Genomic DNA, 14380 nt, shown 5'->3' with positions numbered 1-14380 from the left:
CTTACGGTCTGCTTGCTTGTATGCGTGTGGCGATGCCGCCATACTGCGTCAGTGTTGAATGGTTGATACCAGTCTGGTTGATGCCGGTAATTACCTCGCCTGTTCTCTGTGACACCAAAGTGTAGGTGAACGTCCACCCTTCAGAGGTGGTCACGTCCTCATCTTCCTCACCCACGCCGTTATGGCGTTTGTACACCTTCGGGTTGAAGGTCACGACCTCCCCCGGTTTCACCGTGTCACCGGCAATCGAGCATCCGTCGACGATGTAGTAAGGGTCATGCTCGTCGGTGGGGTTCATCGTGGCATAGTACGTCTTGCCGAGATAGACTGCCTTGGCGCGGAACAGTTCCGAGCCGTCCACGGCAGCCTGGTAGAGCGTGAGGCTGTTGCCGTTGATGACCGTCACGCCTGTCTGGTTGGCTACAGCCTCCCAGCCGTTGGCACCGAAATGCTCAAAGGTAATCACGGCATCATTAATGGATGCACCTGTTGACATCATCTGGAGCATGGCCGTGTAGGTCAGCGACTCCTGGTCATCTGAGATTACCTCGTCGCCGGAACCGTCGGCACCGGTCACCGACATCAGCAGCTGGTAGGCATTGCCGACTACCGGCTGTACAGGGATCATCTGCTCGCAGACAAACGGTTTGCCTGCATACGTTCCCTGATAGTAGATATAGATATCGGTAGTGATGTCGTTCTGAGGTGTTACCAGGTTGGCTTTTATCTTCAGTCCGGGGAAATTCTTGCCGTTCATAGTCACTTCAGTTAGCTCGAAACGATCGGCAAAGGCAGCCTTCACCGTACCATCAGCATCGAGGATGCCGTTGTTGTCGGCGATATTGTTGAAGTACCACTGGCCACCGGCAGCAGGTACGACCACCGCACCTGCCTTGCCGGAGTACGGCTGTGGGAAGAGCGTTGCCGGGAAACTGCCGAAGTTGGTATTCGACACGACTCTCGTCTGAGCGTCGTAGAACTGCTGCAGGCCGTGGCCTGTGGCTATCTGCACACCCATTCTCGGTGTGATGGTGTCGCCGTCCTCATAGGCGTACAGGGTCTTGATTTTCGATACGTTATTATTCATTTCTTCAGTGTTTTAATAAAATCCAACGCTTCTTTTTCATTCACGGGGATAGCCCGCTCCAGGAAGTCTGCCGTGGCACAGGCGAAGTCGCCTGAATGCACCAGGTATCCGTCTTTCTCCGTTCCCTGCCGGAACCCCGTCACGCCCAGACGCAGCGCATCGTCGTGACTCACCACATAATACTGTATTGCTTTCATACCTCTCTTGATTTTGTAGGAATCTGAATGAATATCACGGTGCCATCGTCCATCGTCACCGGCTTGCCGCTGTCATCGCAGAGCGCACGGTAGGCACTCAGTTCGCGGCAGAGGATACCCGCCTGCGGCTGTCCGCTCTGCAGGCCTCCTTTGTTGACGATGGCTTCCTCCCCGTAGCCAATGCTCTCGAACTCGCCGTCGCCGGAGGCAAAGAAGAGTTCCATATCGAAGTACTTGCAGGGGTTGCTGATGATGCCTCTGGCATTGGCCACCCATGCGTTGAGCACCACCGTTGCCGTGTCATGGAAGATGTACTTGCCACGCAGGAACTCCACGTCGTAGTCGAACTGTCCGTACCACCGCTTCAGGCGAGTTACGAAATACTTGGCCGTATTGGCATTGCCGTAGGCGATGGCCTTCACCCTCAGCGTCACATCCTGAATAAATTCTTGGTCAACGATGATCTCTTTCGTCTGCTCACCGTTCACCAGCCAGGCCTGCTCACTGAAGTCCTCGCTGAAGGCTCTGGTCGTGGGGTTCCACCACTGCCACTGGTACGAGGCCCTGGCATCGGGAATGTCATCGGGACCGTTCTTCAGCTGCACGGGAATGCCGAACTGCCCCCAGTGGCGCATCGGCACCAGGCGCACCATGCCGCGCCACCTGCCGGCATCGAGGGTAATGTTCAAGTCGGTCTGTGTCTCCGTCACGCAGTCTTTCTCCCAGTCGAACTTTAACACCTCGTTGCGTCGTTTGTCTACGTATTCACCGTGGAAGGCAATTTTCACTACTTCCTGAGGCAGGGTGTTACGGTAGAGTGTCAGCTTTTTGGTCACGGCATTAACATCATAGTAGGTGGTGCTGCCCGATGTGGCAGGCAGTATGGAAATGATACCACCGGCTATATGCTTCAGCGTCCATGTCACGTTGACCATCTGTGTTACATAGTCGGCAGTGGCCACCGTGCCGTCGGGGTCGCTGATGATCAACTGCGGCTGCAGCACGAAGGGAGTCAGCCGTCTGTCCGGAATGAACGACTGCGACGACGCATCGTATTTCTGCAGCAGCGAGCCGCCCATCTCCACAATCTGGAAGATGAAACTCAGTGGTGCATGCACCACGCGGCCTTGATTTTGTTTTATCCTCATATCTCAATATTACATTAGAATCGAATACATGGCACTGAAGGTGTCGTTCTGCTCAGGCAGAAAGACATCGCATCGGAAGCTCACCTGAGCACCTGCCTCCCACGCTCCGGGATAGTCCACCGTCGAGTCGAGCGGTAGCGTGAAGCCCAAGGTGCCCTGCGCGTGGGTGATGTTCCATGCCGTGTCGCCCTCGCTGTCCGGGCTGATGCGCTGCCAACTGATATTGTCCCAGCCTATCTCCGTGTCGCTGATCTGCATCTCCGCATTCCATAGCGAAGCGATGAGCGTTGTCTGCCACGCCTTCCCTGCCGGGAATTGGTCGCCCGCCGTGCTCACTATCTCCAGCGACATATTCTTGCCGCCCAGCAGGCATGCCCAGTCGGGATTGTTGTAGCGTGGCTCCCTGCCCACGGTGGGATTCTCTACCGCTGCCTGCCACAGACAGCCGCCCCACCACACACGGTCGGCAAAGAAGCCTTGTGCCTCTTCATCGTAGCCGTAGAGATACTGCGTCGTGGCATCCCACTGTCCACGGTCGCGGGCCGTATATTGTGGATTGCCTTGGTAGTCCACGCGGATGATGTCCTGGACTATCAGACCACGGGCATAGATATACGGCTGCCTTTTGTTGATGGGCAGGTTCCTCAGACAGTCGAGGTCGGGTGGCAGGCCGACGAAGGCCGAGTAGTTGCCATCGTCAAGGATAGGCTTTGTCACGCCCTGGAGGAACAGGAACCGCCCGTCCTCCGACGAGATGAAGAACACCTGCTGGCGGTCGGGGTCTATCTGGTTGCCCCAGCGTATCATCCTTGCCGTGGCCTCCGGCGCATAGTTCACGCCGCCCGGCACGTCCTCGTTGTCGTAGAGTGTCACGTCTACGGTGTTGGCATCGAGGTCCACGCTGTCCACGCGCATCCATGAAGTCTTGTAGGTACGTGCCGTGTCGAGGTTGTTCATCGCGCAGCGCAGCACGTCGTAGGTGTGGAATGTCACCCGGTCGTTGTCATACATCTTGCGCAGGGTCAGTCGGAACTGCCGGTTGCCCAGGAACTCCACGTTCTCGATGATGCCACGGTCGGTAAAATAGGTGTCGCCCTCTAATACGTTCTGATGATTAAAGACCAGTTCGTTGAAGACAGCACTGCCCAGCACGTTGATGCTGCTGCAGGTGATGCTGCCGTCGGGGTTGAGTCTTATCTGTCCGCTCTCGCCGATGACGGCCCCTGCCAGCAGGTGCAGCAGGAAGGCGGTGCGGTCTTCCTGATCCTTGCGAATGAAGGGGATGTCGGGCGACATCAGGTAGCGCAGCAGCATGAGGAAGGCCGTGCCCACACGGGTTGCCGTGTTGGCGTGGGTTATATGCTCGTCGCGTATACCCTCGAAGAACCGTTCCATATAGTCTGTCGTGTATGCCATGCTGCCGTTTTTATGCAAATTTATCCTGTCGGGAAGGAAGTTGAAAATACCTGTCAGAAGTTGGCCAGCACATAACTCATGTCGCGTCCATTGCGGTCTTTCAGACCACCGTTGCTGCCGTTGCTGAAGATAGACTCAATGACGTTGGAGAGGTTACCCATGAACATCTCGCCATAGACGTTGCGTTCCATCTCTGCCAGCACATACATGGAGCGCAGGTATTTCCTGAGGAACCAGTTGCGTTTTTTACTGAGCGGTTTGCCGCCGGCCACGCGACCGCCCCATGCCGGGCCCACTTTCTTGGGTTTGTCAAGTCCGTGTTCGATGCGGTACGACTGTGATAAGAACGGCAGGTCGCCGGGATTGCCAGGCGTGTAGCCCCGCCCGGTACCACGGGCCACGTAGATGCCGTATAGGGCGAACTCGTGGACCATCTCCTTCTGGTCGGTATTTCTTATTACATTGCCTGTCAGCGAGCGCATCAAGTTTCCTGTGTCGATGATACCCAATCGCACAATGTTCTCCGTCCAAATGGTCACCATCATGTCGCTCCATTCATCCTCCCATTTCCGAAGCTCCTCCTCGGTCTGGGGCATGTTAGCTCCATTGATCCTCTTCATACTGTAAATCTACCGGTTCGTGAACATAAAGCGTGAAGTGTAGTCCGGCCATGCCAGAGAGGTAGTAGCGGCCCAGCTCCTGGTTGGGGATGGCGTGGGTGTCGAAGTACATCTGCTTCTCGTCGTAGAGATACTTGTCGCGCAGGATTCGCGACACGAACTGCAGGAACAGCTCGCGGCACAGCTCCAACTCCTGCTGTCGGGCCTGCATGTTGCCATACTCGTAGGCCGAGAGGATGAACACGGTGTAGGCCCTGCGTTTCGTGAAGCCGTAGGCACCGTCGGCACTGGCCAGGTTGCCGCTGTTCGTGTCGGTGATGGCCACGAAGCGGTCGTTGTCGCGGTACTCTTCCATCAGTCCCTCCAGGTTGTCTGTATTGCTGATGGTCACCGGCACGAAGCCCTTTTCCTTGGCCAGCTTGTTACGCTCAGTCATCGCATAGAAATAGGCGATGGCGTCAAAACTGTTATTTTCCATACTTACGTTTTATTTCTTCTGCCTCCTTGGCCAGAGCGTCCAGTTCTGCCATGGCAGTCCAGGTGTCTGTTTCTTCCAGGATATACTTCTGTTTGGTCACGTCGCCCTTGGTCAGCAGGCGTATCTGTGCCCTCGTGGCCTCGATGAGCGACTCTTGCGTTACCGGCTCCTGCTCGCCGGAGGCAGGCTTCAGGAAGTTAGGGAACATGCGCCCCAACAGCTGTTTCGCGGCATTGAACCAGAGGAAAGCACCCAGAAGTTCTTCCTCGCCAAATGTGGGGCCATCGCTCCCATAAGGAACGAGGTAGAGGATTCTCGCCAGTTCCGAGAGGCTATTTTCCTGTTTCGACTGCAGGTAAGACTGGAAATTGTTCTCTGCCTCCAGGTACTTGCCGAAAGGCAGCTCCTGCAGCTCGAAGTCCACGGCCTTGTATCCTCCCACCTGCTCAATGCGCACATTCATCTGCTCCGTGTCGGCAATCCACTCCACCGACTCCAGCAGCGACGGCAGCAGTTCCGGGTCGAGCAGGAACGCGTCGCCCGACTTCCGCTGCCGGCACAGCCATCCCTGGTCGGTGCGGCGCACCACCTCGAAGCCGCAGAAATGTACGAAGGCAGCCATTTTTGCGCGGTCCATTCCGTCGGTACGGTCGTTATACAGCCACAGCAGGCGCAGCACATAGCGCAGCTGCTCCTGAGTCAGTTCCTTCCACCCCTTGGGTACAGTGAAGCGCATCTCCTTACATAAAGAAGAATGTAGGATCTTCTCTTTTGTTCTGGTATCTTTCTGCATGGCGTCGGGCATAGAGTGTAGAGCCGGTATAGGTGGGGTAGCTGTCGCGGTAGCTTTCTAATTGGTGTACTACCTGGCGCAGCAGCACTTCGTTGGGTATGCCGCCGTTGAGGTCGTACATGCTGATGAAGTCGGCCATGAATGTTATGCATTTCTGTGCGACGATGATATCAGCATTCCCCATGGTGGCCGTGCGCAGTTTCACGAGCAGCTCATCCATGTATTCGTCGCTGATTTCATTCCGGAGCAATGCACTGGCTGTAGTGGCACGGCCCAATGCCAGTTGCCAGTTGTCCGTTGTCAGCTTCAGCGTTGTCATGTGCTTCAGCTGCTGCGGACGGTAGAAGAGTGTGGCCACACGCATCTGTGCCTGTTCTGTCAGGCCCCAGCCTTCCACCTTCATCAGTCCCTGGATTATCTCGTCTATCAGGTCCAGTTCCTGAAGGCTCAGCTGCTCAACGAGCGCATCGACGCGGCTCTTCGATGCCGGTGCCGTGCTCTCTGTCGAGACGATGCCGAAGCCGGTGGCCGTCAGAACCAGGTCGAGGGAGCGGCAGGTGCGCACGAAGGCATCGACGCACACCAGTGGGACGGCCAGCGTCCTGAGCCACTCGTTGGTGTCGAGTACTCCTTCGCACTGGGGCGATACCAGCGTGCGTATCATCATTGAGTAGGAATCCTTGAACTGCTGTTGCAGCCGGTTGTAGACACTGCTGTTCCTTTCCGGCATCTTGGCAGCAGGAACATACGTCTCAAAGACTTCCTTAGTTATTACCGTCAGTATTTCCATCTTCTTTCTGTCCGTTATTGGTGGTTACTTGTTTGGCATCGGTATTCTGGTCGAGCGTGGTCAGGATGATCATCGGCACGTCCGGATAGACTTTCTCTTCCCAGCCGTTGAAGTAGATGACGGTGTTGTGCACGGTCATCATCATGTCGTGCGGCATGGTCTCGAGGGTCTGCTTCAGGGTGAACAGCTCGCGCTTGTCGCTGCCAGAGTTGTTCATTTGGCTTTTGCCCGGCGTGGCACCTGCCAGGTTCGGGTGCACGTTGTCTGAGTAGGCCAGCACGTTGCTCACCTCGGCCACGTCGTCGTTGTACTCATTGCCGGCCTTGCTGGTATCCACCACGTTCACCTTGATGTTGTGCAGCTCACTCTTTCCGTCCAGCGAGGCGCTGAACTCGCTCCACATCAGCTTGTCACTGTTGGCAGAGCCGCCAAGGTAGTCGCGCAGCTGGGCGACGAACTCGTTCTTCATCGCCTGGAACTCCGGTTTGTTTAGCGAGATGCCCTTTTCACGTGCACGGCTCTCCCAGAAGTTCGTGTTGATCTCCACATGATACCGGATATTCTGCCCATTTTTGATCTTCGCTTTCTTGGCAGCGGTCAGCAGCCCGTAGATGTCATACCAGCCATCACGTAAAACGGCAGAATAATAGGGTATGGGATAGTAGCTGCTGCCCACGGTCGGCATCTTGCAGACGATGGCGAACTTCATGTGTGAGCCTGGCGCTTTCTTGAATTGTCCCAGCGGGTCCTTCTCCTTGCCGGTACGTGCCGACAGGTCACCCAGCGGGTCATACTCGTCGAGCAAGGGGATGGCTTCAACGTGCTCAGGGTTGTCGTTGTCCTTCCAATCGGCAAAGAGCACGTGCTTGATACGTCCCATTTCGTCAGCCTTCTGAAAGCGGATGTGGCAGGCATCCTTATGCACCAGGCGCACGATCTTCGTCCGCTCGCGGTTCAAGATGACCACGCAGACACAGAAGAAATAATATTTCAAGTCAGTCACCTGCTCGGCGAAGAACCGCTTCATGTTGTTGCGCACGAAGAATTTCCTGACCTCTTTGTCGTTAGTCGGGAGCGGGTTCTTCTCGCTGCGTGTGGCCTGGTCGATGTACTCCAGCCCACGGCCATAGCAGGTGAGCACGTTGAAGAACTTGTCCTGGCTCATCACCGAATTCTTCTCTACCTTTTCCTTCAGTACGTATGGCAGCTGATTGTCGGCGCCCCAGGCCACCACCTCGTAGGTATTGCCGTCATCGGCTTTCACGGAGATGGTATCGTCAGCCTCCGGCGACGAGTACACGTCTCCAGACGTTATCGCGCTGGAGGCCACGCTATCCGCACGCGGAATGTCAAAAAAATAGGTCTCTTTCATATATATACTGGATGTCCGTTTATCTCAAAAATCAGTACGTCTCTCACCTTGCGCTTCTGCCCGTTCTTAGGGTTCAGCAGGTCGTGGGTGCCGCGCCGCCACCAGCTGCTCAGCACCTGCCACCCGTCGTAGCGATGCAGCACGCCTTCCTTGGTCAGTGCCACCACCCACACCAGTTCGTGTGTGCGCTGGCACTCGTCGAGGAACAGCTGTGCCTCCTTCAAATGTATGGCCGACTTCACTTTCTTCTGCATATCAGTTGAACGTATGGTCAAAGGTGTTGTCGAAGATGCGCCCGGCACGCCCCGGCTGCATCACGTTGTGTATGCGCTGAGCGTAGGAGTAGGTGAACTCGAAGGCCGGCATGTTGTCATCCTCATTGGTGATCTCGCTCTTCGAGTCGCTCACCACCACCTCGCGGCCACGCTGCCCGTCGACCCACAGGTAGACCTCCTCAGAGCGGAACAGGTCATCGGCCCAGTCGGCCATAGCCTCGTTGAGCCAGCCTGTGTTGGCCGTAAACTGGCGGTCTTCCGTCACGCGGTAGTTCCTGAGGCGGCTTTTTATGCGGGCCGACTTGCGCTCATACTTCGAGGCTTTCTTGTGCGTACCCACGCAGTGAATGAACTCCTCGCACCCGAAGCTGTTGACGAAGAGCAGCGACGGTGCCGGAGGCACCTGGTCTTCGAAGCAGCGGAAGTGCTGCCTACGGCTGCCTGCCTCTACGGTGTAGCCCAGCAGGCGGCCACCGGCGAGACCTATGAGTGCGGCGATGTTGTCGGGCGACACCACGAACTGCGCCAGACTGCCCACCACGCTGCCGGCATTGAGTTCTGCCATCATGGTAGTGAACGCCCCTGCTGCCGTCTCAACCTCAGCCGTCACCGTGACCGTTGACGTGCCATAGGCATAGAGTCGCTCTTCGCGTCCCGGTGCCGTGATCTTCTCTCCGTCGAGGATGGTGAGGAAGTGGTTCTCGATGAACTCACTGGCGGTGGTGCCCACGTCGGCCATAGCATAGAGCACGGTGACGGGCGTGATGCTTGCCGCCCCGGCATCGTCGGTGAAGGTACACTCCAGCGTGACCTGCATGTGCTCCTTGGCGTAGGGCTCCACCAGCGAACTCACGTCGCTGATGACGATGCTGCCGTCGATGCTGGGGTACATCGTCTCTTCTATGACGATCTGGCGGTTGCCACCCTGTACGATGGTGAGCACGAGGATGCCGCTCTCCGATGCGGTGTTGAAGACGATGTCCTCGACCACCGACGAGAAGCAGGTCTGGGAAGGTTGTGATATGAGTGTGGCCATTGCGAATGTTCTTTTTCGCAAAGGTACTTATATAGGTGTGTGCGTGAAAATACAGCCCAGAAAAAGGGGGCGGCGAGCCTCGCAGGCAGCCACCCCCGGAATGATGAATAAAAAAAATTGTTTCCTAGGCTTTCACCTCTTGCTACAAGGCCATCCACACCAGACGGTCATCGTAGCGCACGAGCACATAGCCCTTGCCCATCATGTACTCCGTCACCTCGTCGGGCGTGAGCGTCACCGTCTCGCGCAGGTTGTCGCAGATGTCCTGCGAGGTGAAGCGCCCGGAGTCGGTGCGGTCCTTGAAGTAGATGTCGAGCACGGCCTTTTTATAGTCGTCCATCGTCTTCCTCCTTTCCGTCATAGTCTTTATTCAGTTTCTTGATGGCCTTCTGCAGGTCCTTGCGCTCCTGCTCCTTGCTCTTGTGCAGTTGCTCAAGGTGCATCCTGTTCTCGCGCAGGCGCTGCATCAGTTGCTCAAACTCCTGGTTGATGGCCTCACGTTCCTCGGCTTCCCGTTCGTAGGTTTCCACTACGGCATGCTCCAGGGCGATGCGCCGCTCGGCATACTCATAAGTATCTATAAACTTACTCATTGCTCGGTTCCTCCTTCGTTAGGCCGCTCTCCTCCATTGGTGGTGGGGGGGGGTAATTTCACCATTGTTCAACTGTGCGCGCCACCGGCTCACCAGCTCGCAGTCCTTCACCCAGAGGGCGCGGCGCTTGTCCTTGTAACGGCTCTCAATCTCCGTGCGCTTCTGGTCGCGCTCCTCGAAGAGGGCCTGACGCTGCCGGCGGTAGGCATCGGCAAGGTCGCGCATACGCAGCTCGTAGTCGTCGTTGACGGCTGCCGTCTCTTTCCTCTCGGCGATGCGCGTCTGCTTCATCTGCTCGTCGATCTCCTGCTTCTGCAGAATGTACTGTTCGCGGGTCATCATAGCGCACCTCCTATTCCTATTAAAATAAGTACTGCGGTGAGCGCGAGGTGAGCCTTCACCACGTCGCCATGAGTGAACACTTCGCCCTCGTCAGTGGCACAGAGGGCCGTAAATGAGTTGCTGGTGGCACTCCACCACACTTTCAAGTTCTCTACAGTACTTTCCCATCTGGAAAGAACTGAGGGCTGAACCTGCCCGATCTGAATTGTCTGTTGCATATTGCACTGTCTGTTAAGCAGCCGGTGAACCTCGCCGGCACGGAGATACAGAGAAACGGCTGCACATCCCGTTGCTTAACAGACAGTGACTCACCCAGAGGGCAGTTCTATCTACGAGATGGCAGCCGTTATACGGATGCACTATGGGCAAAAAAAATGCCCCAGCATGATGCTCAGGCGTCTGACGTGCGCCCTGCCGAGTGGTCTACCACTGTCTGTTAAGCGGGAGCAAAGGTACAACAAATAATTAGATTATTCAAATTTTCGAGCAGAAAAATTGAATAACCACCTCATTTTTCCCAAATTTGACTCAAAATTTGGAAAGAAAGAGACATTTACCTCCGTTTTGGAGGGAAGCAAAGTACATACAAGAGACCACCAATGGGCGACAAAATAATGGAGGCGAGCACCACCATCAACATGTCACAATCCCGTTCTCTTGCTGCATTCGTCACAACGAAAATGCCGAATAGGTATACAATACCAAGGAAGCCTAAGACACCATCCATATCAGCTATTTGTTTTCTTCTTTAACATTCTTTTTTTTCTCTGGGAAACAGAGACAGTAGAGGAACCCAGCCAGAGGGCTAAAGAAAAAACCGACAATCATAGCCGTTCCACTATTAGCTCCTTCACGCTGTTTTGAAGCTTCGTCAATAGCTGACATACCTGCAATCAGAGCGATTGCTGCTACTAAAAATAATCCTACATAAAGCATATCATATCAGGTTTAAATGAAACGTGGCTGCAAAGGTATGAAAAATCCCCTACTTTCGCAAGCAGGGGACTGTATTCTTGGTTTTCAAATATAACGTAGTAGGGAAACTACGCTGCAAAGGTACACATTTTCCCCGAATCTGCCAAGCGAAACAACGGCCGCTCGACCAAAAAGGTCGCTTGCCAGAGCAAGAAAGCGACAGCTGCAGCCGCTCGCCAGTGCAATTACACTCCCATCAGCCTGAAAAAGTTGTGAACACCGATTTTTCGTAAAAGGCTGATACCCAAACAGAACGTCTTCGCTACCTTGGACGAGCAAGGTAGTTTGTCGTAACCGACCCCGACACCGCCCTACGCCCAAAATGTAATTACACCCCTTGAAAACGGGCGGTATATGTATTAACACCCATTAACAAACAAGTCAAAGGCTGGGGGTGCCGCTGGCACGCCGTTTGCGGTCGTGTGCAAGTATGACGAGTCATTCTTGCTTGTAAGTCAGCAAGAGGTGGCCTATGTTAGGCCACTTCGTGCTGAAACGTGTATGGCTATGGCCATAAGCATATAGTCGGCGAGTAGCCGAAGAGCCGTTGACGGTTACAGGCAGGTGTGGGGTGGCAGGAAGCAGATAATGAGCATAAACGCCGGCTCCCCCAGAGCCAGAGAGTTGCCCATTATCTGCTTCCTGTTATCCCACTTCTGCAAACCACTCTGCTGAATGTGGCGTAGCCTCTTTCAGCAGAAACGACAGATGGCCGTCAAGGCCATAAGCATAAGGTCGCTGAATAAGCGAAGAAGCCTGAGATGCCCGTAAAGGGCATAAGCACAGAGTCGCCGAATAGGCGAAAACAATCAGGCAAGCACCTTCACGGCAACAGCCGTACAAACAGGGTGGCACGATGCAGCCCACCCCAGCACAGCCGGAACCGCGGAGTGTAGTGGAGCATCAGCCGAGGGATGTGCCTGGCTGTCAAGTGGCGGTGTTTCGCGGTGGTAGGGTGCGGAACGTGGCGGACGTGTGCCTGACCTCCCAATGTCAGGTACTCGCCCGTCCGAACCACCACCTGACAGCCGCCAAGGCTCTTCCCTCGGCTCATGTGCAACGGAAAGGAGCGAGAGCAGGCCGTGCGGGGGTGGGCTGCATGGTGGGCGTCCTGTTTGCAGAACGCGAATGACTCTGGTGGTGACTTACCGCCAGTGTCGAAGCATGAGCGTTTAGGTGCGCAGGGGGTCGAGGGTGGGCAAGAAGATGGCCGCGAGGCCATAAGCATCAGGTCGCTGAATAAGCGAAGTAGTCATCTGCTCCTGCAGAACAGTTTTGTCTTCGCCAGAAACAGTGCCATCTGCACGTCTGCACCAGCAGCTTGCATTGCGCCGATGAACGCCCTGGATGACTGTCCAGTAGTGTAGATGTCGTCAATGACTAACACCTTTTTACCTCTGAAGAAGTCATTGTCGATATGAACGTAATGCTTGATGTTGGTGCAAAGCTCGTACTCGCCAGTGACGTGTGCCCGCTTGCGGCTACCGCTGACCTGTACGCGGTCGAAACCATTCTGCATGCCCGACAGGCGGCACACCAACTGAGCGAACCGCTTCCAACGCCGCACATGGCTGTAGATCGTGCTTGCCGGAATACAAACCAGGACTGTGTCAGTAAGGTCCATCAGCCTGATTGCCCGGCAGACTTCATGCGCAGCCCATCGTGTGTAGACATTGCGGCCATCCTTGAAGCCGAGAATCATCCGGCTAATGTCCTGCTGCTCAAATGAGGCACGGCGCAGGTTCCGCTTTGGAATGTAATCGAACAAGGCAAATTGCATCATGGCGTTTTCTTTTATAGGGTTAATGAAAAGAGGCCGCCTACGCAGCAGCCTCATTGTTAGTGTCACAGATAGCGATTCGTTTGCCAGCCTTGACCAGTTTCGGCAGATAGGTATCGAGGGCATGCTTCGGAAACGAGGCTGTGTTGCGCTTACCTTTCCTGGTGATGACTATATCCAGGAGCTCGCTGATGCACTCTGCATCCTCTGAATAGGCCGTGTAGAAGTCATCTTCCCTGAATAGGAAAAGAGCGTCGGGATGCTTGGCTTTCAGCTCCTTGAACTGGCGCACCGTTGCAGACAGCTCTTCGAGTTCGACATGTTCTGCATCGCTTTTCTTTTGCTCTGCCTCTTTCTGGCGGCTGATTTCCTGTTGGAGGGTGGCAATACTTTCCATTGCAATCTTCACGCCCTTGGATTTTTTTAGCATGAAGGCGAATCGAAGGGCTTTAAGGGGGCTCTTGCAGTACTGTGCGAATGGTTCCCCGGTGATTGCAACCTGCCAAACCATAAATTCTGAGCGGTTCGACTTAACCTGATTGACGATGATCATTTTCTCTTTCATAGTTGTGACTGTTGTTATAGGGTGATACAATGTTGATGACTTATGCCATGTGATAGACTTCTACGTAGGTGATGTCCACGCCCAGACTGTAGGCATACTGCTCGGCTTTCTCGGTGGCCTCGTGGAAGGAGTCGGCTTCTACCTCATATTCGTAGCTCTCGCCGTCCTCGGTGTTGATGACTGCCTGATAGAGATTCAGATAGTAGTGGTTGGCAAACAGGCGTGTGCGGGTGTAGATGGATGTCTGTACGTTGTGGGTCATTGCTGTAAGTTGTTTAAAGGGTTTAACTTGTGCCCCTTGGGGCTTTTCGATTTTTACGTGCTTATAAGGAGAAGCAGTATGGAGGCATGCAAATGCAAGGTTTGGCCGAAAATTTTTCAAGCCCTGAGCCTTGGGAATTTGGTTTCCGGCGCCACTGCACCCCAAATTCCTTGAAAAAATTCCGAGCCAACTGCAGCACGACCTTGCAGGATGCCGCCTGCGCTAACTTTGCAAAGTAAAAATGATGAAGCCCGGCAAGGGGATTGCACAAGGAGCCATAAACAACGGCATGACCCACACGAGACATCCAGCTCTGCACAGCCCTTGCCAGCCACCGCCAAGAAATGGAATAATCATGGTAGGTTCAACCGAGGCAAAAGAGAGCCGTTTGCGGTCAAAGCCCACCTCTTTAGTCTCACCGATGCCACCCTGAAGCCGAGACGCCCCGCGCCCATGGGCGACCATCACCCACTGAAGTCCACTGGTATAAGCCAATAGACGCCCGCCCTGACAGTTGCAAATATAGAAGAGATAGAAGCGCCCACCGTCCCCGGGCACGAGCGTCCAAGCGAGCGGCTCAGGGCGGGCGGGGCACGGTGGGCGCGATACTAAATAAAAGTCAATCAGGTAAATAAGAACCGCAATAACAAT

21 protein-coding genes are annotated in these 14380 nt (G+C 55.0%); 2 read left to right on the top strand and 19 right to left on the bottom strand.

Annotated features, from left to right (window positions below):
- Position 1: 1 nt before the first annotated feature.
- From L6475_RS02045 to L6475_RS02030, 4 genes are read right to left on the bottom strand one after another with little or no spacing between them, the layout of a single operon-like run.
- Positions 2-1087, bottom strand: coding sequence for a hypothetical protein (locus tag L6475_RS02045; RefSeq protein ID WP_237822036.1), 1086 nt, complete (start codon positions 1085-1087; stop codon positions 2-4).
- A complete protein-coding gene (locus L6475_RS02040) occupies positions 1084-1284 on the bottom strand; it encodes a hypothetical protein (protein ID WP_237822034.1) in 201 nt (66 codons plus the stop codon). The genes L6475_RS02045 and L6475_RS02040 overlap by 4 nt, the downstream gene beginning before the upstream one ends.
- Positions 1281-2432 carry a hypothetical protein gene (locus L6475_RS02035; RefSeq protein WP_237822032.1) on the bottom strand — a complete coding sequence of 384 codons (1152 nt, stop codon included), beginning with the start codon at positions 2430-2432 and terminating at the stop codon, positions 1281-1283. Before L6475_RS02035 ends, L6475_RS02040 begins: the two co-directional genes overlap by 4 nt.
- A gap of 9 nt (positions 2433-2441) precedes the next feature.
- Positions 2442-3149, bottom strand: a complete 708-nt coding sequence (locus L6475_RS02030) for a hypothetical protein (protein WP_237822030.1) — start codon at positions 3147-3149, stop codon at positions 2442-2444.
- Between the two features lie 393 nt (positions 3150-3542).
- On the opposite strand from L6475_RS02030, the gene L6475_RS02025 reads away from it, so the two are divergent.
- Complete coding sequence (locus tag L6475_RS02025; RefSeq protein ID WP_237822028.1) at positions 3543-3923, top strand: hypothetical protein; 381 nt, start codon at positions 3543-3545, stop codon at positions 3921-3923.
- Here L6475_RS02025 and L6475_RS02020 read toward each other — a convergent pair.
- The 12 genes from L6475_RS02020 to L6475_RS01965 all read right to left on the bottom strand — a co-directional run bounded on the left by L6475_RS02020 (position 3902) and on the right by L6475_RS01965 (position 11083).
- Positions 3902-4468: a hypothetical protein gene (locus L6475_RS02020; protein WP_237822026.1), complete on the bottom strand. Its 567-nt coding sequence runs from the start codon at positions 4466-4468 to the stop codon at positions 3902-3904. The two genes, L6475_RS02025 and L6475_RS02020, sit on opposite strands and share 22 nt — an antisense overlap.
- Positions 4446-4946, bottom strand: coding sequence for a hypothetical protein (locus tag L6475_RS02015; protein ID WP_237822024.1), 501 nt, complete (start codon positions 4944-4946; stop codon positions 4446-4448). The genes L6475_RS02020 and L6475_RS02015 overlap by 23 nt, the downstream gene beginning before the upstream one ends.
- Positions 4936-5682, bottom strand: coding sequence for a hypothetical protein (locus L6475_RS02010; RefSeq protein WP_237822022.1), 747 nt, complete (start codon positions 5680-5682; stop codon positions 4936-4938). The genes L6475_RS02015 and L6475_RS02010 overlap by 11 nt, the downstream gene beginning before the upstream one ends.
- 4 nt (positions 5683-5686) lie before the next feature.
- On the bottom strand, positions 5687-6529 hold the full coding sequence (locus L6475_RS02005; protein ID WP_237822020.1) for a DUF6712 family protein: 843 nt from the start codon (positions 6527-6529) through the stop codon (positions 5687-5689).
- On the bottom strand, positions 6504-7901 hold the full coding sequence (locus L6475_RS02000) for a hypothetical protein (protein WP_237822018.1): 1398 nt from the start codon (positions 7899-7901) through the stop codon (positions 6504-6506). Before L6475_RS02000 ends, L6475_RS02005 begins: the two co-directional genes overlap by 26 nt.
- Complete coding sequence (locus tag L6475_RS01995; RefSeq protein WP_237822016.1) at positions 7898-8155, bottom strand: maintenance system killer protein; 258 nt, start codon at positions 8153-8155, stop codon at positions 7898-7900. The genes L6475_RS02000 and L6475_RS01995 overlap by 4 nt, the downstream gene beginning before the upstream one ends.
- A gap of 1 nt (position 8156) precedes the next feature.
- Positions 8157-9212: a hypothetical protein gene (locus L6475_RS01990; protein ID WP_237822013.1), complete on the bottom strand. Its 1056-nt coding sequence runs from the start codon at positions 9210-9212 to the stop codon at positions 8157-8159.
- 142 nt (positions 9213-9354) lie between these two features.
- Positions 9355-9552: a hypothetical protein gene (locus L6475_RS01985; RefSeq protein ID WP_237822011.1), complete on the bottom strand. Its 198-nt coding sequence runs from the start codon at positions 9550-9552 to the stop codon at positions 9355-9357.
- Entirely contained in the window at positions 9539-9805 is a 267-nt protein-coding gene (locus L6475_RS01980; protein WP_237822009.1) for a hypothetical protein, read from the bottom strand. The genes L6475_RS01985 and L6475_RS01980 overlap by 14 nt, the downstream gene beginning before the upstream one ends.
- Positions 9806-9823: 18 nt before the next feature.
- On the bottom strand, positions 9824-10147 hold the full coding sequence (locus L6475_RS01975) for a hypothetical protein (RefSeq protein WP_237822007.1): 324 nt from the start codon (positions 10145-10147) through the stop codon (positions 9824-9826).
- Positions 10144-10365 carry a hypothetical protein gene (locus tag L6475_RS01970; RefSeq protein ID WP_237822005.1) on the bottom strand — a complete coding sequence of 74 codons (222 nt, stop codon included), beginning with the start codon at positions 10363-10365 and terminating at the stop codon, positions 10144-10146. Before L6475_RS01970 ends, L6475_RS01975 begins: the two co-directional genes overlap by 4 nt.
- Before the next feature lie 514 nt (positions 10366-10879).
- Complete coding sequence (locus L6475_RS01965; protein WP_237822003.1) at positions 10880-11083, bottom strand: hypothetical protein; 204 nt, start codon at positions 11081-11083, stop codon at positions 10880-10882.
- Positions 11084-12095: 1012 nt separating this feature from the next.
- Here L6475_RS01965 and L6475_RS01960 point away from each other — a divergent pair.
- Complete coding sequence (locus L6475_RS01960) at positions 12096-12254, top strand: hypothetical protein (protein ID WP_237822001.1); 159 nt, start codon at positions 12096-12098, stop codon at positions 12252-12254.
- A gap of 120 nt (positions 12255-12374) precedes the next feature.
- On the opposite strand, the gene L6475_RS01955 is transcribed toward L6475_RS01960, so the two are convergent.
- From L6475_RS01955 to L6475_RS01945, 3 genes are all read right to left on the bottom strand, one after another.
- Complete coding sequence (locus tag L6475_RS01955) at positions 12375-12905, bottom strand: phosphoribosyltransferase (protein WP_237821999.1); 531 nt, start codon at positions 12903-12905, stop codon at positions 12375-12377.
- A gap of 37 nt (positions 12906-12942) precedes the next feature.
- Complete coding sequence (locus L6475_RS14530) at positions 12943-13206, bottom strand: hypothetical protein (protein WP_370641670.1); 264 nt, start codon at positions 13204-13206, stop codon at positions 12943-12945.
- A gap of 301 nt (positions 13207-13507) precedes the next feature.
- The gene (locus L6475_RS01945) at positions 13508-13729 is read right to left on the bottom strand and encodes a hypothetical protein (protein WP_237821996.1); all 222 of its coding nucleotides are present in this window, start codon (positions 13727-13729) and stop codon (positions 13508-13510) included.
- Positions 13730-14380 lie beyond the last annotated feature (651 nt).

The organism is Prevotella sp. E9-3, from assembly GCF_022024015.1.
Lineage (GTDB): Bacteria > Bacteroidota > Bacteroidia > Bacteroidales > Bacteroidaceae > Prevotella.
The sequence above is the reverse complement of the archived record's forward strand: the minus strand, read 5'-3'. Positions and strand labels throughout refer to the sequence as shown.